The sequence below is a fragment of the Streptomyces sp. NPDC033229 genome (assembly GCF_055576875.1).
Genome location: NZ_JBVIQR010000004.1, coordinates 287983 through 308984, shown reverse-complemented (window position 1 = coordinate 308984; position 21002 = coordinate 287983). Strand labels below are relative to the sequence as shown.

The following is a 21002-nucleotide window of genomic DNA, read 5'->3' as shown; positions in this document are numbered from 1 at the left end:
TCTTTAGGTTTTTTTTTGGGGTGGGGTAGCCCCAACCCACATCGAGCCCGTCCGGCGATTGAGGACGCGCCCGCAGGGCGCCAGCCGCCGCAGGCGGCAAGACGGCCCGTCAATCGAAGGTCCGCCGGCCAGGCGCAGGCGGCAAGACAGGCCCGCAGCCGAAGGCGAATCGTTGGCCGAATCAGTGGCCTACGTCACGTGGACTCCCTAACATCGATCAACGCAAGGCCGACTGCCCGCCCGTCATCGTCCACGACCCAGCCGGGAGGCTCCATGCACCGCCGTAGGACCGCGCTCTCCGTCTCCGCCGCCGTGCTCCTCCTCTCCGCTCCACTGCTCACCGCGTGCGGGTCCGCCGCGCATCCCGGTGCCGCGGCCGTCGTGGGCGACGACCGGATCACGGTCTCGCAGCTCCAGCACGAGGTGAACGTCGTACGGGACGCGCAGCGGTCCTCCCCGCAGGGGCAGCAGCTGCTGGCCAACAGCGCCCGGCTGAACCAGGACACCCTGATCCGTCTCGTCCAGAACCGGATCGTGCAGCGGGCCGCCGAGGACAACGGCGTGAAGGTCACCCGCCGCGAGCTGCAGCGCCGCCGCGCCGAGGTCGAGCGGTCCAACGGGGGAGCGGAGACGGTGCGGGCCAGGTTCCTCGCCCTCGGCATCGCGCCCGACCAGATCGACGAGGCGCTGACCATGGACCTCACCCGGGCCAAGCTGGACGGCAAGCTCGGCGCCGCCCGGACCAACGACGTCCTGCGGCGCACTTCCGACGCCCTGCACGTGAACGTGAACCCCCGCTACGGAACCTGGGACCCCAAGCGCGGTACCGCCCAGCCCGCGCGGGAGCCGTGGCTGCGGGTCACCGCCCCCGCCCCGGGCGAGCCGCTGCGCCCGGCGTGAGCCGCCACCGGGCGCGTCACCTACGCTCGGCGGTGTGAACGACTCCGTACCCGGCCGCATCGTCCTGCTCACCACCAGCCATCGGGTCGCCCCCGGCCTGCTGTCCTGGCCCGCCTGGCAGGTGCTGCGCACCGCCGACCGGGTGCTCTGCGCCGACCCCGGCCACCCGCAGCTGCCGTATCTGCGGGAGGCGGGCGTCGAGGTCGAGGAGGGCGTAGCCACCGCCCGTGAGCTGGTCGACTACTGCGTGACCGGCGGCCGCACGGCCGTGGTGCTCACCTCGGCCGTCGGCGAGTCCGCCCTCACCGACGGGCTGGCCCGGCTCGCGGGCTCCGGCCGCGAGACGATGCCCGCCCTGGAACTGTTCCCCGGCTCCTACGACCTGCCGGGCGCCCGTCTGATCGACCTCGTCCAGGTCATGGACCGGATCCGGCGGGCCTGCCCCTGGAGCAGCATCCGCACCCACGAGGACCTGGCGAAGTACGGCCTGGAGGAGATGTACGAGCTCCTGGAGGCCATCGAGACCGGGGACCGGGAGTCGCTGCGCGAGGAACTGGGCGACGTGCTGCTCCAGGTCGTCTTCCATGCCCGGATCGCCGAGGACGACGCGGACGAGCCGTTCTCCGTCGACGACGTGGCGGGGGTGATCGTCGACAAGCTCATCCACCGCCACCCGCACGTCTTCGGCGAGGAGTCCGCCGAGACGCCCGAGGACGTCAAGGCGCACTGGCTGCGGACGAAGGCGGTCGAGAAGGACCGCGAGTCGGTCACCGAGGGGGTTCCGCTCGGTCAGCCGGCCCTCGCCCTGGCCGCGAAGCTGGCCTCCCGGGCCCGGTCCGAGGGTCTGGACGTGACCCCGCCCGCCGGGGACGGCGTCGGTTACGAGCTGCTCGCCCTGGCCGTACGGGCCGAGGCGGACGGCGTCGAGCCGGAGACCGCCCTGCGGGCCGCGGCCCGCGCCTACCGCGACGCGATCCGCGCGGCCGAGAGCACGCCCACCGCGGACTGACCCCGCCGGTCGTCCGGGTGGCGGGCCGCGAATCCGGTCACATCGGGACCGGCCGGATCCGGGACACCACCCGGGACGGGGCACGGCACCCGTTCGGCCCAGATTCGGGGCTGTCCGCGCGCAGGCGGGGTAACCGGACCGCATGCTGGAGAACATGGACCTCGCCAACCGCGACCACCTCGTCGGTATCGCGCCCGCGGTCGTCGGCGTGATCGTCACCATCCTCCTGATCGTCGCCGTCTTCTGGGGACGCCGGAAACGTGACGAGGAACCGCCGCCCCCGGCCGCGCCCCAGCGGCGCATGGGCGCGTGGAGCACGCCGGACGAGCAGCGGGAAGGCCCGAAGACGCCGGACCACGGCCCGGGCCACGACGACGACGAGGGCACGGTCGGCTATGTCACCGAGCACCACGAATCGAACGAAGTGCCCCCGCAGGACCAGGAACACCGGATGCTGCCGCACGAGCTGAACCCCGCCAGCCACGAGGAAGAGCTGTCGGAGGAGCGCAAGAAGTGGCACGAGGGCGGCAGCGGTGGCTTTGGCAGCGGCGGCGGCGGTCACACGTAGGCCGTCTGTGCCGCCTGCGGCGGCGGACGCCCTGCGGGCGGGTCCTCATCGCCGGACGGGCTGCTTTTGCAGCCCGTCCGGCGATTGAGGACACCGCCGCGCAGCGGAGGTGCACAGGTCAAGACCCGCAGGGCACCGGGTAGCGTCGGGGGGTGCACGACGACAAGGACACACCCCCCGCGCCGCCCCTTTTCACCTGGGAATTCGCCGCCGATCCGTACCCCGCGTACGCCTGGCTGCGCGAACACGCGCCCGTGCACCGCACCGCCCTGCCCAGCGGCGTCGAAGCGTGGCTCGTCACCCGTTACGCCGACGCCCGCCAGGCCCTCGCCGACCAGCGGCTGTCGAAGAACCCGGCGCACCACTCGGAGTCCGCGCACGGCAAGGGCAAGGTCGGCATTCCCGGCGAGCGCAGCGCGAACCTGATGACGCATCTGCTCAACATCGACCCGCCGGACCACACCCGGCTGCGCCGGCTGGTGTCGAAGGCCTTCACCCCGCGCCGCGTCGCCGAGTTCGCCCCGCGCGTGCAGGAGCTCACCGACCAGCTCATCGACGCCTTCATCGACAAGGGCGAGGCGGACCTGATCCACGAGTTCGCCTTCCCGCTGCCCATCTACGCGATCTGCGATCTGCTCGGCGTGCCCCGCGAGGACCAGGACGACTTCCGCGACTGGGCGGGCATGATGATCCGCCACGGCGGCGGGCCGCGCGGCGGGGTGGCCCGGTCGGTGAAGAAGATGCGCGGCTATCTCGCCGAGCTGATCCACCGCAAGCGGGAGGAACTGGGAGAAGGCGGGGACGACGACCTCATCTCCGGCCTCATCCGCGCCAGCGACCACGGCGAGCACCTCACGGAGAACGAGGCCGCCGCGATGGCCTTCATCCTGCTGTTCGCCGGCTTCGAGACCACCGTGAACCTCATCGGCAACGGCGTCTACGCCCTGCTGCGCAACCCCGGCGAGCGCGAGCGCCTGCAACGCGCCCTGGACGGGGGCGACGAGAGCCTGCTCGCCACCGGCGTGGAGGAACTGCTGCGCTACGACGGGCCGGTGGAGCTCGCGACCTGGCGGTTCGCGACCGAGCCGATCACCCTGGGCGGACAGCGCATCGCCGCCGGTGACCCCGTGCTCGTCGTGCTCGCGGCGGCCGACCGCGACCCCGAGCGGTTCGCCGAGCCGGACACCCTCGACCTGTCCCGGCGTGACAATCAGCACCTCGGGTACGGGCACGGCATCCACTACTGCCTGGGCGCGCCGCTCGCCCGGCTGGAGGGGCAGGCAGCGCTCGCGACGCTGCTGCGCCGCCTGCCGGATCTGCGACTCGCCGCCGATCCGGAGGAGTTGAGGTGGCGCGGCGGGCTGATTATGCGTGGTCTACGCACGCTTCCGGTGGAATTCACTCCGCGTATCAGATGACCATACGTCAACTCACGTGACCTTCGCGTGACCTCCGCTACACCGGCTTGTGACTCCTGTGGTCCGTCGCTATGTTCGACCACCATCAACTGAGCCGCCAACGAGAGGCCAACGCATGCGCTCCGGCAACGGTAGACACCGCAGACCCCGTCAGGTACCGGCAATCGTGGTCGCGGCGGGGGTGACGGGCGCGTCCCTCGCCATGCCGCTGCTCGCCGCCACCGGCGCGAACGCCGCCGAGGCCGAGACGTGGGACAAGGTCGCCCGATGTGAGAGCGGAGGCGTCTGGAGCTCCAACGCAGGCAACGGCTTCTTCGGCGGTCTGCAGATGACGCAGGAGATGTGGCAGCAGAACGGCGGCACGGACTACGCGCCGCGCCCCGACCTCGCCAGCCGCTCGCAGCAGATCGCCGTCGCGGAGCAGATCCTCGCGAGCCGCGGCCCGGACGCCTGGCCGAGCTGCGCGGTGTCCTCGGGGCTCGCGAAGGGCGGCAAGGCGCCGGAGGTCAACCCCGGCAGTACGCACACCCCCGAGCCGGAGGCGCCCGCCAAGCCCGCGCCGACGCGCAACACCCCTTCGACGCCGTCGACCCCCTCTCCCGACTCCTCAAAGAAGCCCGACTCCTCGACGAAGCCCTCTCCCTCCGAGAAGCCGTCCTCGCCCTCCTCTTCGCCGTCCCCCTCGTCTCCCGACTCCTCTTCCTCGCCGTCCGCGCCCACGGGGACCGGCAAGCCCACCGAGCCGGTGCCCGGCGATTCCACGCAGCCCACGGACGGTTCCTCAGAGGGCGGCAAGCACCGCAAGCCCTCCACGGACGACCCCACCGAGATCCCCTCGACCACGCCCGGCACCCCCTCGGGCTCCTCCGGCACGCCGACGCCCGACGGCACGGATGGCCCGAACGGCACGGACGGCACGGGCGCGGGCAAGGACCACGCCGGGACGCCGCGTTCGGACGACGGCCGCGCCTCGCGGGACGGCGGCGCGCGTACGGAGCAGCCGGGTACCGACGATTACACGGTGCGCCCCGGTGACAACCTGTCAGTCATCGCGGAGGAGCACTCCGTCGAGGGCGGCTGGTCCTCCCTCTATCAGGACAACAAGAAGGTGGTAGGGGCCGATCCGGACCTGATCCAGCCTGGTCAGAAGCTCGAGGTCAAGAAGAAAGCCGGGAAATAGAGCAGACTTCGGGGGGAATGTCCGTTCCAGTCGAAAGTGAGACATGGGTCTCGTTGACTTTTGGTCGGAAGGCGGTCGTCCGGAGTTTGTTCACGGTCTCTCACCTGCGGAAACGAGGTGTTCCCGTGGGTAACAAGAGGCAACTGTGGCTGGAATCAGGGGTTTGAACCCGTACGCCAGCTGTGTCTAACGTCGTCACCGCTCGCCACCGCGAGCACCACGGCCGCCACGCCGAATCCTGCCGGCGGCCGGAGGGGTCGTCGCGAAAGCGCCGTAGGCAGGAGCGGGGGAACCAAGGTAGGCGCCGGAACGGTCCAGCCGATCACATGATCGACAGGGGCGGGACGGCTTGGGGTGAAGCCGAGTGTGCACCGCACACCAGGCCGGGCAACTCACAGCCCGAACCCGACAGCTCACCTCGTAGGCGTCGGTGAGGAAACCGACTTATGTCCAAGGGCAAGCACCGCCGTCCGTCCAAGGCCGTTCGTATCGTCACGCTCGCCGGCGTCGCCGGTGTCGCCGTGGCCGCGCCCCTGATGGCCGCGACCTCCGCCAGCGCCGCCTCCGTCGACACCTGGGACGCCGTCGCGCAGTGCGAGTCCGGTGGCAACTGGTCCATCAACACCGGCAACGGCTACTACGGCGGCCTGCAGTTCTCGCAGTCCTCCTGGAACGCCGCCGGCGGCCAGGCCTACGCCGACCGCGCCGACCACGCCACCAAGAGCCAGCAGATCGCCGTCGCCGAGAAGCTGCTCGCCATGCAGGGCCCGGGTGCCTGGGGCTGCGCCGGCGCGGGCGGTCTGACCGCCGGTGGCCCGAAGGCCGACGTCGACACCTCCGGCTCCTCCTCCTCGCGCGGCACCTCCACCAAGTCGCACGCGGACCGCAGCGAGCGCCAGGCCCCGCAGCAGACCGCCCCGAAGGCCGCCCCGCAGCTCCAGTCCGACGACGAGGACGACGCTCCGGCCCCGGCCCCGAAGCAGACCGCGCCCAAGGCCACCCCGAAGTCCTTCAAGAAGGGCGACGGCGAGTACGAGGTCAAGGCCGGCGACACCCTTGCCAAGATCGCCGAGGCCAAGAAGGTCAAGGGCGGCTGGCAGAAGCTGCACGAGCTCAACAAGGACATCGTCGAGAACGCCGACCTGATCTTCGTGGGCCAGCAGCTGCACCTCAGCTGATCCGGCGGGCCGGCCACCGCGCCGCGCCACCGGTGTTCACAGCGGACCGCCCCGCTCCGACGCGCCTTCCCCCCGGGGCGCGCCGGGGCGGGGCTCCGCCGTTTCCGGCGACGCGGCCCTGACGGCTCCCGTGTCCGCGTTCTCCGCTCGGCGAACACATCGGCTATTCGTCCGATGATCTCGGCATTTGTGCGGTTTTTCGGCTCGCCAGGTGGTCCACCGGCGGGGGGAACCCCCGGAGCCCGTTAGGCTCGGGGGCAGAACTCCAGACACACACGAAGGAGACGCACGTGCCGTCTATCGACGTCGTCGTAGCTCGCGAGATCCTCGACTCGCGAGGCAACCCCACGGTCGAGGTCGAGGTCGGCCTCGACGACGGCTCCACGGGCCGTGCGGCCGTGCCGTCCGGCGCCTCCACCGGCGCCTTCGAGGCCATCGAGCTCCGCGACGGTGACAAGAACCGCTACATGGGCAAGGGCGTCGAGAAGGCCGTCCTCGCCGTCATCGAGCAGATCGGCCCGGAGCTCGTCGGCTACGACGCCACCGAGCAGCGCCTGATCGACCAGGCCATGTTCGACCTGGACGCCACCGACAACAAGGGCTCGCTCGGCGCCAACGCCATCCTCGGCGTCTCCCTCGCCGTCGCGCACGCCGCCTCCGAGGCGTCCGACCTGCCGCTCTTCCGCTACCTCGGCGGCCCGAACGCGCACCTGCTGCCCGTTCCGATGATGAACATCCTCAACGGTGGGTCGCACGCCGACTCCAACGTGGACATCCAGGAGTTCATGATCGCGCCGATCGGCGCGGAGTCCTTCTCCGAGGCGCTGCGCTGGGGCACCGAGGTCTACCACACCCTCAAGGCCGTCCTGAAGCGCAAGGGCCTGTCCACCGGCCTCGGCGACGAGGGCGGCTTCGCCCCGAACCTCGGCTCCAACCGCGAGGCCCTCGACCTCATCCTCGAGGCCATCAAGGAGGCCGGTTACACCCCCGGCCAGGACGTCGCGCTCGCGCTCGACGTCGCCGCGTCCGAGTTCTTCAAGGACGGCTCGTACGAGTTCGAGGGCAAGTCCCGCTCGGCCGCCGAGATGACGGACTACTACGCGGAGCTCGTCGCCGCGTACCCGCTGGTCTCCATCGAGGACCCGCTGTTCGAGGACGACTGGGACGGCTGGAAGACCCTCACCGAGCGTCTCGGCGACAAGGTGCAGATCGTCGGTGACGACCTGTTCGTCACCAACCCCGAGCGCCTCGGCCGCGGCATCGAGGAGGGCGCCGCCAACGCCCTGCTGGTCAAGGTCAACCAGATCGGTTCGCTGACCGAGACCCTCGACGCCGTCGAGCTGGCCCAGCGCAACGGCTTCAAGTGCATGATGTCCCACCGCTCCGGCGAGACCGAGGACGTCACCATCGCCGACCTGGCCGTCGCCACCAACTGCGGCCAGATCAAGACCGGCGCCCCGGCCCGCTCCGAGCGCGTCGCCAAGTACAACCAGCTGCTGCGCATCGAGGAGATCCTCGACGACGCCGCGGTCTACGCCGGCCGCAGCGCCTTCCCGCGCTTCAAGGGCTGACATACCCGCTGTGAACGGGCGCTGAACGGCCCCGGCCGAAAACCCTCCCGGGACAGACGGCAGCCTCACTACGTCCTCGGCCACGGTCCCGTACCGTGGCCGAGGACGTACGTTCGTTCAGAGACCACGGGGAGGCGACGTGGCGGCGGAACGGTTGCCCACCGCGACCAGGCTCAAGGCGCTCGGCACGGTGCTCGTACAGGGCCCGACGGCCCGGGGCGGCCGGGTCTACCGCGCGCGGCCGCCCCGCCGCAGCCGGCTCACCGGCCGCGCCGCGCTCCTCGCGCTCGTCGTCTGCTCCCTGGTCGTCGCGCTGGCCTACCCCATGCGCCAGTGGGTCACCCAGCGCTCGGACATCGCCGATCAGCGGCGTCAGTCCGAGCGCGCCCGCGAACAGGTCAAACGGCTGCAGGAGCAGAAGGCGCGGCTGGAGGACCCGGCGTACGTGGAGCAGCAGGCGCGCGAGCACCTGCACTACGTACGCCCCGGCGAGACCGGCTACAGCGTGGTGGACGGCAGCGGGCCCGCCAAGCGCCGCACGGACCAGGGCGCGGCCAACCGCCCCTGGTACAGCAACCTCTGGGACGGCGTGGACGCCACGGACTCCCCGTAAGGGCCCTTTCGGGCCTGCCCCCGACCATTCGAGAACACCGAGTACGAGCGAGTACGAGCGACACATGGACACCCCTCCTCCGAAGACCGAGCCCACCGAGCCGACCGACGCGGACATCGCGGCGTTCAAGGAGCAGCTGGGCCGCCCGCCGCGCGGCCTGCGGGCCATCGCGCACCGCTGCCCCTGCGGCAACCCCGACGTCGTCGAGACGCAGCCGCGTCTGGAGGACGGCACGCCGTTCCCGACGCTGTACTACCTGACCTGCCCGCGCGCCGCCTCCGCGATCGGCACGCTGGAGGCGGACGGCGTCATGAAGGACATGACCGCCCGGCTGCAGAGCGACCCGGAGCTGGCCGACGCCTACCGCGCCGCGCACGAGGACTACATCACCCGCCGCGACGCCATCGAGGTGCTTGAGGGCTTCCCGAGCGCCGGCGGCATGCCGGACCGGGTCAAGTGCCTGCACGTGCTCGTCGGCCACTCCCTCGCGGCGGGCCCCGGTGTGAACCCGCTGGGCGACGAGGCCATCGCGATGCTCCCCGAGTGGTGGGCCAAGGGCCCCTGCGTGAGCCCGTGCGACAGCGACGGGACGTGCGACGCCGACGCGAAGGCGTGAGCCCCGCCCGGCAGCAGACCCCCGGGCGCGCCGCCCGGGGAGCGGAACCAACCCTTCAGGAGTGCGCATGACTCGCGTCGCGGCCATCGACTGCGGCACCAACTCCATCCGGCTCCTCGTCGCGGACGCCGACCCGGCGACCGGCGAACTCAAGGACCTCGACCGGCGGATGACGATCGTCCGGCTCGGCCAGGGCGTGGACCGCACGGGCCGGCTCGCCCCCGAGGCACTGGAGCGCACCTTCGCCGCCTGCCGGGAGTACGCCGAGGTCATCAAGGAGCACGGCGCGAGCCGGCTGCGTTTCGTGGCGACGTCCGCCTCCCGGGACGCGGAGAACCGCGAGGACTTCGTGCGCGGCGTGCTGGACATCCTGGGCGTCGAGCCCGAGGTGATCAGCGGTGACCAGGAGGCGGAGTTCTCCTTCACCGGCGCCACCAAGGAACTGACGGGCCGCGACGACCTGGCGAAGCCGTACCTGGTGGTGGACATCGGCGGCGGCTCGACGGAGTTCGTCGTCGGCGAGGAGCACGTACGCGCGGCGCGCAGCGTGGACGTCGGCTGCGTCCGGATGACCGAGCGTCACCTGGTCGCCGACGGCGTCGTCACCGACCCGCCGACATTCGGGCAGCTGTCGGCCATAAAGGCCGACATCGAGGCCGCCCTGGACCAGGCCGAGCAGAGCGTCCCCCTCACCGAGGCCCGCACCCTGGTCGGCCTGGCCGGCTCGGTCACCACGGTCGCGGCCATCGCGCTCGGCCTGCCGGAGTACGACTCGTCCGCGATCCACCACGCGCGGATCTCCCTGGACCAGGTCCAGGAGGTCACCGGCATGCTGCTCTCCTCGACCCACGAGCAGCGCGCGGCGATCCCGGTGATACACCCGGGCCGCGTGGACGTCATCGGCGCCGGGGCGCTCGTCCTCCAGACGGTGATGGAACGGATCGGCGCGGAGGAGGTCGTGGTGAGCGAACACGACATCCTGGACGGGATCGCTTGGTCCGTGGCGGGCGACGACGCCTGACCGTTCGGGCCCTGCGGCACGGGCCGCCCGGAGTCATGGGGCTCCGGGCGGCCCGCTTCGTTCAGGCACTGCGTCAGCCGGGGAGGTAGTAGGCGCGGGTTGCGGTGGGCATGTTGGGGGTCGGCATGGCGGGCGGCCCGCTGGTGTGGGGGAGGCCGACCACGTCATCTTGTGTGCGGTCGCAGCTCGACCGCCTCGCTGCCTCGTGAATCGCATCGAGGAACCCCGGCTCCGCCAGCCAGTCGGAAGCGTGGGCGTGCGCCCGGCGACGGCTCGGCCAGACGGCCCGTACGGGTCTGGAGAACTGGCCGTGCAGGCACCACCACGTTTCCAAGGAACGCCATGCCCGGTGGACGGAGGATCGCGACCGCCCCATCACCGACAGCCCCCGTCCTGGGAAAGGTCGGCCTCGGGAGCGAGCAGTCGCACGGACGAGTCCGGCCGACCGCGCCCCGCCCGGTGCTCCGTACATTCGCATTCCGGAAACCGCATGGTGCCGGGTGGAAGATCGCCGCCGTCCGCTGATTGTTCCGGTGCGCGTCTCGTCGTGTGCTCGACGCGGAGGGCGCCGTCAACACCCCAAGTGATGATGAGGAGTGACAGTCGCTCCCGCGCGGCGCTCCTCATGGGTGGGCCGATCGCTGGTGGCGGCCGAAGGCCGTGGTCAACAGCTGAACAGCATCGGTGTGCCCCGCGTGGAGCGCCTTACTACGGGCAGTTTTGATGCCTTTGCATCCCAAGCAGGGCGGCTGTTTCGGAAGCGGCGTGAGACGTTCGCTGCCGATCAAGTCGTCGAGCTGGGAACGTGCGGTGGTGTCAATGCGGTCCTTGGTGGTGCCCATGGGAAATCCCCCGGCGTCGTCGGTCGTGGAGAGGGAGACCGTATGACCGCCGGAGGTGTCCGAGGGGTAGGCCGCATACCCCCTTGGCGAGGGGTAGGAAACGTACCTATGCCACCGCCGGGAGCCTCATGTCCCGGCGCAACCGCTGCGCGTCCTTCCTGATGACCGCGCTTCCCGTGGTGGCGAGTTCGGATACCGCCGAGCGTGCGAAGAGGTTGAACCTGACGGTCTCGGGCGATTCCGCGTGTGCCTTCTTCAGCAGCGTCACCACCGCGATGTCCTCGTCCTTGCCCTGCATGCTGTACGCCCGTGCGGACTCGACAAGGTGGAAGCTGCGGCGCGTGGCCGACGGGATCGGGGTCAGGTCGACCCGCGTGGCGTCGACGGCGGCGCGGCCCCGGACCAGGTCGGCATTCATCGTGATGGCGTAGGCGTCGACCACGCCACGGCCGAAAATGAGAAACGGGTGCGCGTACGCGTCGCCGAGGCTCTTGGCCGCCTTGTCGGCGTGGTCCCAGTGCCGCCACGCATCTCCGGCCTTGCCGACTTTGGCGTACGACAGGGCGGCGGCGAGGTGGAGCAATCCCCAGCGGGCGAGATCCTCGGGTCCCTGGCCGGGCCTGAGAAGCTCCACGGCCCGCATGGCGAGCTCCACCCGTGCCTCGTGCCGCTCCCCGGCATCGCGGAAGATGTGGTTGAGGTACCACGCGGCGACGGCGATCGCGTGCGGATCATCGGCGTCCTGTGCCGCCGTCATCGCCCGGTCACCGGTGAGCATGACCGCTTCCGGGGAGGGCTGGAAACTGAGGAAGAGCTGCGCGAGGTGGTAGCACTGGGCGAGCGCGGAGAGAGCCCGCCGTCGCTCGGTTCCGTCGTGGACCCTGGTGGCCATTTGGAGGTTCGCCAAGAGGTCGGGCAGTAGGGGGGCGACCTGCGTGCGATGGTCGCCGTCGCTGTGCCATACCTGCCACGCGTGGCGTACACGTTGCTCCAGCGCGGCGACGGCCGGTGGCTCTTCGGCGGTGTCCGCGAAGCGGTAAGTGGTCAGCGCGGCCTTGATCGCAGGCAGGTCCTGATGCGCGGCCTTGGTGTAGGTGGCGGCTGCGAGGCGTTCGTCGCCTGTGAGGTCGGCAAGGTCATCGACACCCAGCTCGGAAGCCAATCGGAGGAGCAAGGGGAGCCGGGGCATACCGAGACGGTCGTTCTCGATCGCCTTGACCCATTCCTGCGAACGCCCGACGAGACCGCCGAGGGTGGCCCTCGTCTTGCCGGCCCGCTCGCGGGCCTTCTTGACGCGCTGGCCGAAGGTGGTGGGGGGGATGTAGGTGGAATCGGACATATTCAACTCCGTTCTGACCTAGACACTGAGAACGGTACTCCCGGGCATGGGGGGCGCACAGGGGATCGTTCACCACCGCTCAGCGGGGGCCTCGCACGTCACGACGCCGGTAAACGCACCTGCTGAGTAGCCGAGTTGGCCCGTGCCGCGAGTCGCGGTGCGGCCGGGCCCGGCGGGCGGCTCGGCGCCTGCACTACGGTCTGGCCAGAGCCACCCGGGAAACCTACGGAAGGACAGGCCGCATGACTGACGATCAGTACGCCAAGGGGTCCGTGTGCTACCTGATGGAAATGGGCCTGCTGAAGCGCGCGAAGCGCACCGGCTGGTGGATCGTCGGCGTGAAGGACCCCGAGTCGATCGCGGAGCACAGCTTCCGTACCGCCGTCATTGGATCGGTGCTGGCGATGATGGAAGGCGCCGACCCCGCGAAGGTCGCGCTGCTCTGCACCTTCCACGACACCCAGGAGACTCGGATCGGCGACATCCCCTGGATCGGCCGCCGCTACCTCACGGCGGCCGACAACGAGAAGGTCACCGCCGACCAGGTGTCCCAGGCGCACCCCGCTGTGGCGGCGGGGGTGCAAGCCGTTGTCCACGAGTACGAGAACGGTGATTCGCTCGACGTCATGGTCGCGCGCGACGCGGACAAGCTGGAATGCATGATCCAGGGGCTGGAGTACCTGGAGCAGGGCTACGGCAAGGCCCAGGAGTGGGTCGACAGCACGCGGGCCAAGCTGAAGACGCCGTCGGCGATCGCGCTGGCCGATGCCGCGCAGGGGATGTCGTCGCTGGAGTGGCAGCGCGTCTACCTGCCGTAGTCCGCACGGCAGCAGGGCCCGGACCGCGCTTCGCGGTCCGGGCCCTGCCCCGTACGGTGCCGCCCTGTGGCGGCGGTGCGTCAGCTCTGTGCGGTGTCGTCGCCGGTGTCGTCGTCCGCCTGCCCGGCGGTCTCGGCGGCGGCTGCCTTCTCGCGCATCTTGCGCACCAGCTCCGCCTTCTGGTCGGCCGCGCCCTGGCGGTCGAGGTTGCGGTGCGGGCCGTTGTTCTGCCGTTCGGCGCGGGACTGCCTCTTGCGCTGGCCGCCGCCCTGGCCCACGGGGTTGTTGATGTTCTTGCTCACGGTCACGGGTTCTCCCGGTAATGATGGTGAAGTGATCTACGGATTCATCGGTGGGGGACGGGCGGCGACGTCGAAGGACGTCAGCAGGGGCCCATCACGCTCTCACTCGTAAATCGGCGCCTGGAAGAACATGACAAAGACGTTACCCGGTTCCGTCGGCCCCGCGCACCAGCCTTTTCGCCTCCCCAGGCGTTGTCGTGGCCGTGGGTGAGGTCGCCCCCGGCAAGGGGCCAGGGGGGGGCGGTTCACGTGGGCTGTACGTCCGGATCCTGTGCGTGCGCGGAGACTGCCAGCTTTTGCTCACCCCTGGTGCGGGGGTCCGGGGCGCCCCGGTGGGTGCCTGGAGTGCCGAGCGAGGGGCTTCGGAGGCCCTCCGCGAAAAAGGTTCGTGAAATCCTTCACATGAAAAAGTGGCTCGATGGGCACCCGCAGGGGCCTTCCGGCCCCCTTTCGGGGCCCGACAGGCCCTGGCGGTCGGAAACCGTCCGGTTTCATGGGGGTTAAAGGAACGTTTATGCAGACGGTTCCATACCGCTGGTCCAGTGACCGCGAAGGGCGCAAGGCCAGTTCAGCAGGGGTGAACAACGGATGCGGCCGGTGCGTGGTTCCCTTTCGGGAGTATGGCGTGGGTCACGGGGGCGGCGGAGTGTAGCAGATGGGCCCTCAGACCTTGTGAAGGGGCTCACGAGCACCCCTCCCGAGAGTGCTGGATACTCGAAACATGAGCACCACGGAGCGTCCACGGATCCTCGTAGTAGGCGGTGGGTACGTCGGCCTGTACGCGGCGCGCCGCATCCTTAAGAAGATGCGGTACGCGGAGGCGACCGTCACGGTCGTCGACCCGCGCTCGTACATGACCTACCAGCCCTTCCTGCCCGAAGCAGCTGCCGGCAGCATCTCCCCCCGCCACGTCGTGGTGCCGCTGCGACGCGTGCTCCCCAAGGCGGAGGTCCTCACCGGCCGCGTCACCACGATCGACCATGACCGGAAGGTCGCCACCGTCGCGCCGCTCGTCGGCGAGGCGTACGAGCTGCCCTTCGATTACCTGGTCATCGCGCTCGGCGCCGTCTCCCGAACCTTCCCGATCCCCGGCCTCGCCGAGAACGGCATCGGCATGAAGGGCATCGAGGAGGCCATCGGCCTGCGCAACCACGTCCTGGAGCAGCTCGACAAGGCTGACTCCACGACCGACGAGGAGATCCGCCGCAAGGCGCTGACCTTCGTCTTCATCGGCGGTGGCTTCGCGGGCGCGGAGACCATCGGCGAGGTCGAGGACATGGCGCGCGACGCCGCCAAGTACTACCCGAACGTCAAGCGCGAGGACATGCGTTTCGTCCTCGTCGACGCCGCCGACAAGATCCTTCCCGAGGTCGGCCCGAAGCTCGGCGAGTACGGCAAGAAGCACCTGGCGAGCCGCGGCATCGAGATTCACCTCTCGACGTCCATGGACTCCTGCATCGACGGCCACGTCGTGCTGAAGAACGGCCTCGAGGTCGACTCCAACACGATCGTGTGGACCGCGGGCGTCAAGCCCAACCCGGCGCTGGCCCGCTTCGGCCTGCCGCTCGGTCCGCGTGGCCACGTCGACACCTCCGAGACCCTCCAGGTCCAGGGCACCGACTACATCTGGGCCGCGGGCGACAACGCCCAGGTTCCGGACGTGGTCGGCCGCAACGCCGGTAACCCGAACGCCTGGTGCCCGCCGAACGCCCAGCACGCGCTGCGTCAGGCGAAGGTCCTCGGCGACAACGTGATCTCCGGCATGCGCGGCTTCCCGCAGAAGACGTACTCGCACGCCAACAAGGGCGCCGTCGCGGGCCTCGGCCTGCACAAGGGCGTCGCGATGATCGTCATGGGCAAGATGAAGATCAAGCTCAAGGGCCGTCTCGCCTGGTACATGCACCGTGGCTACCACGGCATGGCGATGCCGACCTTCAACCGGAAGATCCGCGTCCTGGCCGACTGGACGCTGGGCATGTTCCTCAAGCGCGAGGTCGTCTCGCTCGGCGCCATGGAGAACCCCCGCGAGGAGTTCTACGAGGCGGCCAAGCCGGCCCCGCAGGCCAAGAAGGCCGACGCGGAGAAGGCCAAGGCCTCCTAGCGCCAAGCCGCAGTACGTAGTCCAAAGGGCGTCCATCTTCCGTGGGGTGGGCGCCCTTCGGCATGTTTAACGGTTGGGGAGTTGACCAAGTCTCAGGGGACGGGAGTACAGCGCGACCCGAAAGTGTTTAGGTGTCAGATGAATCTTTTCCTGGCGCTTCATCACGGAGGTGTGCGACATGGCCGACGCCGCTGGACGGCTCACCGCGCTCGCGGAGCAGGTACTGGGAGCCCCGCTCCCGGTGCGGCTGCGCGCCTGGGACCGCAGCGAGTCCGGCCCTCCGGGGACCCCGGTCCTGGTCATCCGCCGTCGTCGTGCCCTGCGCAGACTGCTGTGGAAGCCCGGCGAGCTGGGCCTGGCCCGCGCCTGGGTCGCCGGTGACCTCGACATCGAGGGCGATCTCTACGAAGCCCTCGACCTGCTCTCCGGCTCCCTCTGGGAGCGCGGCGAGGACGCCGCCGCCCGCACCTCGGGCCTCACCGTCCTGCTGAGCGCCCTGCGCGATCCGGGCACGCGCGCGGCGGGCATCGAGCTGATCAAGATCGCCGGGCCCTGGCTGCCGCCGTCGCCGCCGCCCGAGGAGGCGCCCCGACCGCGCGGCGGCCCGCTGCACACCCTGCGCCGCGACAAGGCGGCCATCAGCCACCACTACGACGTGGGCAACGACTTCTACGAGCGGGTCCTCGGCCCCTCGATGGTCTACTCCTGCGCCTACTGGGACGGCCCCGGCTCCACCCTCGAAGAGGCCCAGCGCGCCAAACTCGACCTCGTCTGCCGCAAGCTGGCCCTCGAACCCGGACAGCGGCTCCTGGACGTCGGCTGCGGCTGGGGCTCGATGGTGCTGCACGCCGCCCGCGAGTACGGGGTGAGCGCGGTGGGCATCACGCTCTCCGAGGAGCAGGCCGCGTACGCCCGTAAGCGGGTCGCCGAGGCCGGGCTGGCGGACCGCGTCGAGATACGGGTCCAGGACTACCGCGAGACCTTCGACGGGCCGTTCGACGCCGTTTCCTCCATCGGCATGGCCGAGCACGTCGGCTCCGCGCGCTACGCCGAGTACGCCGCCGAGCTGTACGGGCTGCTGAAGCCCGGCGGCCGGCTGCTCAACCACCAGATCGCCCGCCGGCCGCTGACGGACGAGGGGGCCTACGAGGTCGACGAGTTCATCGACCGCTACGTCTTCCCCGACGGGGAGCTCGCGCCCGTCGGCCGGACCGTCGGGCAGCTGGAGCGCGCCGGGTTCGAGGTGCGCGACGTGGAGGCGCTGCGCGAGCACTACGCCCTGACGCTGCGCCGCTGGGTGGCCAATCTGGAGGCGCACTGGGACGAGGCCGTGCGGCTCAGCTCGCCCGGTCGCGCTCGCGTCTGGCGGCTCTACATGGCCGCGTCCGCCCTGTCCTTCGAGCGCAACCGGATAGGGGTCAACCAGGTGCTGGCGGTCCGTACACCGCAATCCGGGGCGTCCGGGCTGTCGCTGCGGACCCGGGAGTGGCGGGGCTGAGCCCGGTAAGGACGAAGGCCCGTACCGCGACATCGCGGTACGGGCCTTCGTGACGGGCGCCGCGGCCGGATTCGGGCCGGCCGCGGAGCCCGCGCCCGCTACTCGGCCTTGATGGCCGAGAGCATGTTCAGCCGGGCCGCCCGGCGGGCGGGCCACAGCGCGGCCAGCACGCCCACGGCGGCGGCCAGCAGCAGGAAGATCCCCATGCGGCCCCACGGGAGCACCAGCTCGTAGGTGGCCATGGCGTTGCGGATCAGCTCGCCGGCCGCCCAGCCGAAGAAGACGCCGAGGCCGATGCCGAGCACCCCGCCGAAGAGCGAGATGACGAGCGACTCCAGCCGCACCATCCGCTTGATGCCCTTGCGGTCCAGGCCGATGGCGCGCAGCATGCCGATCTCCTGCGACCGCTCGAAGACGGACATCGCGAGGGTGTTGACGACGCCGAGCACCGCGACGATCACGGCCATCGCGAGCAGCCCGTAGAGCATGTTGAGCATCAGGTTGATCGCGCCGGCGATGCTCTCGGAGACGTCCTTCTTGGACTGGATCAAAATGGCCGGGTTGTCGCCGAGGGCCTTGCGCAGCGACTCCTTGGACGCCTCGCTCGTACCGGCCTTGGTCTTGACCATGACCTGCTGGTCGGTGATCTCGCTCTGGTGCGGGGCGAGGGTCCTGGTGTCGACCATGATGCCGCGCATGAGGTCGTTGCCCTGGTAGACGCCCGAGACCGTGAGCTTGCCCCGCTTGCCGTCCTCGTAGGTGGCATCGAGGGTCGAGCCGAGCTTCCAGCCGTAGCTGCGGGCGGTCTTGTCGTCGACGACGACCTTGTTGCCGGAGAGGCCGGCGAACGAGCCCTTGGTGAAGTCGAGCTTGGTGAGGTCGGCGATGGTCTTGCCGTTGACCCCGACGAGCTGCTGGAAGTCGCCGTCGATCCGGGACGGGGACTGGCGCAGCGGGGTGGCGGCGGTGACCTCGTCCAGCGCGGACAGCTTCTTCTCGACGTCCGGGGAGAGCGGGGTCCGGCTCGCCATGGAGACGATGTAGTCGGCCTTGATGGCGTCCGTGGCCATCTTGTCGATGGCCTTGGACACGCTGCCCGCGATCACGGTCAGACCGGTGATCAGGGTGAGGCCGATCATCAGGGCCGAGGCGGTCGCGGCGGTGCGGCGCGGGTTGCGGACCGCGTTCTGCCGGGCGAGCTTGCCGGGCATCCCGAAGACGCGCAGCACGGGGGCCGCGGCGGCGATCAGCGGACGGGACAGCAGCGGGGTGAGCACGAAGACGCCGACGAGCAGCAGCGCGGCGCCGATGCCGAGGATCGAGTGGGTCTTCGAGACGAGGACGAGCGCGACACCGGCGGCGGAGAGGACGGCGCCGATGGAGTTGCGGACCACGAGCGACCGGATGGTGGCCACGGCGTGCACGCTGTTCATGGCGGCGACCGGCGGGATCTTCGCGGCGCGGCGGCCGGGCAGCCAGGCGGCGAGCATCGTCACGACGATGCCGACGACCAGCGAGCTGATGACCGCGGACGGCGGGATCACGAGCGGCCCGTCGGGGACGGTGACCCCGGTGCCGTTCATCAGGGCGCGCAGACCGGAGCCGATGCCGATGCCGGCCACGAGGCCCGCGACGGCCGCGACCGCGCCGACGACGAACGCCTCGATGAGCACGGAGCGGGTGACCTGGCGGCGGCTCGCGCCGACCGCGCGCATCAGCGCCAGCTCCTTGGTGCGCTGCGAGACCAGCATGGTGAAGGTGTTGGCGATGATGAAGATGCCGACGAAGAGCGAGATGCCCGCGAAGATCAGCAGGGCGTCCTTCATGCCGTCCATGCCGGCGGCGATGATCTTCGCCTGGTCGTCGGCGAGCTTCTTGCCGGTGGTGGCCTCGGCGTCGCGCGGCAGGATCTTGTCCAGCTCGGCCTTGAGCGCGGCCTGGGAGGTGCCGGGCGCGGCCTTCACGTCGATCTCGCTGAACCGGCCGGGCTTGGCGTAGAGCTGCTGCGCGGTCGGGGTGTCGAAGAGGGCGAGGCTGCCACCGGCGGCGACGTTGCCGTCGTCGGTGGTGAAGATGCCGGTGACCTTCTGCGGCAGCACCGGACCGTTCACCGAGACCCGGACGGTGTCGCCGACCTTGTAGCCCGCGCGGTCGGCGGTGGTGGCGTCGAGGGCGATCTCGCCCTTGGTCCGCGGCGCGCGGCCGGTCTTCATCGGGTAGCGGGGGTCCTTGCCGCCGGCGCCCGGGTAGTAGTTGGCGCCGGAGGAGGCGAAGCCCTCACCGACGAGCTTGCCCTTCTTGTCCGATATCGCGGCGAAGCCGTTGACGGAGCCGGTGGCGGAGGCGGCGCCCGGCACCTTCGCGGCCCGGTCGAGCAGGCCCTGGGCGAGGTCGGGCGCGGCACCGGGCTTGCCCTTGTCGCCGTCCTCCCGGTGGGGCTGGATGGCGACGTCGACGCCGGTGAAGCCCTTCTGGGAGCTCTTCTGGTAGGCGTCCGAGATGGTCGAGGTGAAGACCAGGGTGCCGGAGACGAAGGCCACGCCGAGCATGACGGCGAGGACGGTCATCAGCAGCCGGGCCTTGTGCGCGAGCACATTGCGCAAGGCGGTACGGAACATGGTCAGTCCTGAGTGGGGTTCCCTCGTCCCTGTGACGGGTGAGGGGCGAGGGGGACGAGAGGGAGGGGGCTACGGAAGTCGGTCCGGGGGCTGTCCCCGTTCCTCAGCTCGTGCGGCCCTTGGCGTCGAAGCGCTTCATGCGGTCGAGGACCGCGTCGGCGGTGGGCTCGCGCAGCTCGTCGACGATGCGGCCGTCGGCGAGGAAGACGACGCGGTCGGCGTAGGAGGCGGCGACGGGGTCGTGGGTGACCATCACCACGGTCTGGCCGAGCTCGCGCACCGAGTTGCGCAGGAAGCCGAGCACCTCGGCGCCGGAGCGGGAGTCGAGGTTTCCGGTCGGCTCGTCGGCGAACATGATCTCGGGTCGGCCGGCCAGCGCGCGGGCCACGGCGACGCGCTGCTGCTGGCCGCCGGAGAGCTGGTTGGGCCGGTGCTTGAGCCGCCCGGAGAGGCCGACGGTGTCGACGACCATGTCCAGCCACTGCTTGTCGGGCTTGCGGCCCGCGATGTCCATGGGAAGCGTGATGTTCTCCAGGGCGTTCAGCGTCGGCAGCAGGTTGAACGCCTGGAAGATGAAGCCGATCTTGTCGCGCCGCAGGCGGGTGAGCTTCTTGTCGTTCAGCGAGGTGAGCTCGGTGTCGCCGATCCGTGCCGAGCCGCCGGAGACGGAGTCGAGGCCCGCCATGCAGTGCATCAGCGTCGACTTGCCGGAGCCGGACGGGCCCATGATCGCGGTGAACTCGGCCTGACGGAACTCCACGGACACGGCGTCCAGGGCGACCACCTGGGTCTCGCCCTGTCCGTAGACCTTGGTGAGGTCCGTGGCGCGGGCCGCCACCGCGGTGGTGCGAACGGCGGTCTGGGCGCCGAAGGGGGTGGTGGTCACGGTGGAGCACTCCTGTCAGAACGAGGGCGGGGACGTGTCTCCATCGTCCTGTGCGGATATGCCGCCGGGATCAGACCCAGCTCCCGTTCCCGGGACAGACTCAAGGGGTAGCCGCCGAGCGGTTCGTCATCCTTTGGTAGGAGGGCGCCCCTGAGTGCCGAAGACGAGATTGCGACAATTGCGGACGGCGCGAGGGGCGGGGGGATGAACGGGGGAGATCGGCCCCTGGCATGTGCCAATGGCGTCATCCCTGCACTGATAGGCCCTCAGTTGCCAATAAAATAAGACAACCTCGGGTCATCGTTCCGCTGTTTGGGGGGCGCTCCCCGGATAGGCTCGTCCTGCTCTCTTCTGGTGAGGCGCGCGCGCCTCCCAGCCCGTTACGGCCCGAGAGCTCTGCCCGGATGGTGGAATGCAGACACGGCGAGCTTAAACCTCGCTGGCCTTACGGCCGTGCCGGTTCGAGTCCGGTTCCGGGCACCAACGCGCACGCGTGCTGTATCCATACGCGGGCGCGGTCTCCG

At 70.3% G+C, this 21002-nt stretch carries 18 protein-coding genes, 1 tRNA gene and 1 riboswitch; of the genes, 14 read left to right on the top strand and 5 right to left on the bottom strand.

The features are described 5' to 3' along the window. Positions 1–273: 273 nt before the first annotated feature. From ACZ53N_RS06335 to ACZ53N_RS06290, 10 genes are all read left to right on the top strand, one after another. Positions 274–900, top strand: coding sequence for a SurA N-terminal domain-containing protein (locus tag ACZ53N_RS06335; protein WP_469139789.1), 627 nt, complete (start codon positions 274–276; stop codon positions 898–900). Positions 901–934: 34 nt separating this feature from the next. Continuing rightward, positions 935–1909: a nucleoside triphosphate pyrophosphohydrolase gene (locus ACZ53N_RS06330; RefSeq protein WP_469139788.1), complete on the top strand. Its 975-nt coding sequence runs from the start codon at positions 935–937 to the stop codon at positions 1907–1909. A gap of 142 nt (positions 1910–2051) precedes the next feature. Next, on the top strand, positions 2052–2477 hold the full coding sequence (locus ACZ53N_RS06325; RefSeq protein ID WP_469139787.1) for a DUF6479 family protein: 426 nt from the start codon (positions 2052–2054) through the stop codon (positions 2475–2477). Between the two features lie 152 nt (positions 2478–2629). Further along, positions 2630–3895 (top strand): cytochrome P450 family protein, encoded by a 1266-nt coding sequence (locus ACZ53N_RS06320; protein WP_469139786.1) that lies wholly within the window; start codon positions 2630–2632, stop codon positions 3893–3895. A gap of 166 nt (positions 3896–4061) precedes the next feature. After that, on the top strand, positions 4062–5075 hold the full coding sequence (locus ACZ53N_RS06315) for a transglycosylase family protein (RefSeq protein ID WP_469139785.1): 1014 nt from the start codon (positions 4062–4064) through the stop codon (positions 5073–5075). 259 nt (positions 5076–5334) lie between these two features. Next, positions 5335–5517, top strand: a riboswitch (cyclic di-AMP (ydaO/yuaA leader). A 4-nt stretch (positions 5518–5521) separates the two neighbouring features. Beyond that, positions 5522–6253, top strand: a complete 732-nt coding sequence (locus tag ACZ53N_RS06310; RefSeq protein WP_469139784.1) for a transglycosylase family protein — start codon at positions 5522–5524, stop codon at positions 6251–6253. Positions 6254–6543: 290 nt separating this feature from the next. Then, a complete protein-coding gene (gene eno / locus ACZ53N_RS06305) occupies positions 6544–7824 on the top strand; it encodes a phosphopyruvate hydratase (protein ID WP_362220081.1) in 1281 nt (426 codons plus the stop codon). Positions 7825–7963: 139 nt separating this feature from the next. Continuing rightward, positions 7964–8437, top strand: a complete 474-nt coding sequence (locus ACZ53N_RS06300; RefSeq protein ID WP_469139783.1) for an FtsB family cell division protein — start codon at positions 7964–7966, stop codon at positions 8435–8437. 64 nt (positions 8438–8501) lie between these two features. Further along, entirely contained in the window at positions 8502–9053 is a 552-nt protein-coding gene (locus ACZ53N_RS06295) for a DUF501 domain-containing protein (RefSeq protein WP_469139782.1), read from the top strand. A 67-nt stretch (positions 9054–9120) separates the two neighbouring features. Then, positions 9121–10074 (top strand): Ppx/GppA phosphatase family protein, encoded by a 954-nt coding sequence (locus ACZ53N_RS06290; RefSeq protein ID WP_469139781.1) that lies wholly within the window; start codon positions 9121–9123, stop codon positions 10072–10074. A gap of 623 nt (positions 10075–10697) precedes the next feature. Here the strand turns inward: ACZ53N_RS06290 and ACZ53N_RS06285 are convergent. Further along, entirely contained in the window at positions 10698–10916 is a 219-nt protein-coding gene (locus ACZ53N_RS06285) for a hypothetical protein (protein ID WP_469139780.1), read from the bottom strand. A gap of 106 nt (positions 10917–11022) precedes the next feature. Beyond that, a complete protein-coding gene (locus tag ACZ53N_RS06280; RefSeq protein WP_469139779.1) occupies positions 11023–12255 on the bottom strand; it encodes a helix-turn-helix domain-containing protein in 1233 nt (410 codons plus the stop codon). Between the two features lie 242 nt (positions 12256–12497). Here ACZ53N_RS06280 and ACZ53N_RS06275 point away from each other — a divergent pair, with 242 nt between their 5' ends. Next, positions 12498–13073 (top strand): HD domain-containing protein, encoded by a 576-nt coding sequence (locus ACZ53N_RS06275; protein ID WP_469139778.1) that lies wholly within the window; start codon positions 12498–12500, stop codon positions 13071–13073. An 80-nt stretch (positions 13074–13153) separates the two neighbouring features. Here the strand turns inward: ACZ53N_RS06275 and ACZ53N_RS06270 are convergent, their stop codons facing one another. Then, entirely contained in the window at positions 13154–13381 is a 228-nt protein-coding gene (locus ACZ53N_RS06270) for a DUF6243 family protein (RefSeq protein WP_469139777.1), read from the bottom strand. A 715-nt stretch (positions 13382–14096) separates the two neighbouring features. On the opposite strand from ACZ53N_RS06270, the gene ACZ53N_RS06265 reads away from it, so the two are divergent. Both ACZ53N_RS06265 and ACZ53N_RS06260 read left to right on the top strand, forming a co-directional pair. Continuing rightward, complete coding sequence (locus tag ACZ53N_RS06265) at positions 14097–15476, top strand: NAD(P)/FAD-dependent oxidoreductase (RefSeq protein WP_469139776.1); 1380 nt, start codon at positions 14097–14099, stop codon at positions 15474–15476. 178 nt (positions 15477–15654) lie between these two features. Beyond that, a complete protein-coding gene (locus ACZ53N_RS06260) occupies positions 15655–16974 on the top strand; it encodes a class I SAM-dependent methyltransferase (RefSeq protein ID WP_469139775.1) in 1320 nt (439 codons plus the stop codon). Positions 16975–17072: 98 nt separating this feature from the next. On the opposite strand, the gene ACZ53N_RS06255 is transcribed toward ACZ53N_RS06260, so the two are convergent. Together ACZ53N_RS06255 and ACZ53N_RS06250 are read right to left on the bottom strand one after the other, a co-directional pair. Then, on the bottom strand, positions 17073–19592 hold the full coding sequence (locus ACZ53N_RS06255; RefSeq protein WP_469139774.1) for an ABC transporter permease: 2520 nt from the start codon (positions 19590–19592) through the stop codon (positions 17073–17075). Between the two features lie 103 nt (positions 19593–19695). After that, positions 19696–20478 (bottom strand): ABC transporter ATP-binding protein, encoded by a 783-nt coding sequence (locus ACZ53N_RS06250; RefSeq protein WP_362222289.1) that lies wholly within the window; start codon positions 20476–20478, stop codon positions 19696–19698. A gap of 398 nt (positions 20479–20876) precedes the next feature. On the opposite strand from ACZ53N_RS06250, the gene ACZ53N_RS06245 reads away from it, so the two are divergent. After that, a tRNA-Leu gene (locus ACZ53N_RS06245) sits at positions 20877–20961 on the top strand. The last annotated feature ends 41 nt before the right edge of the window (positions 20962–21002 follow it).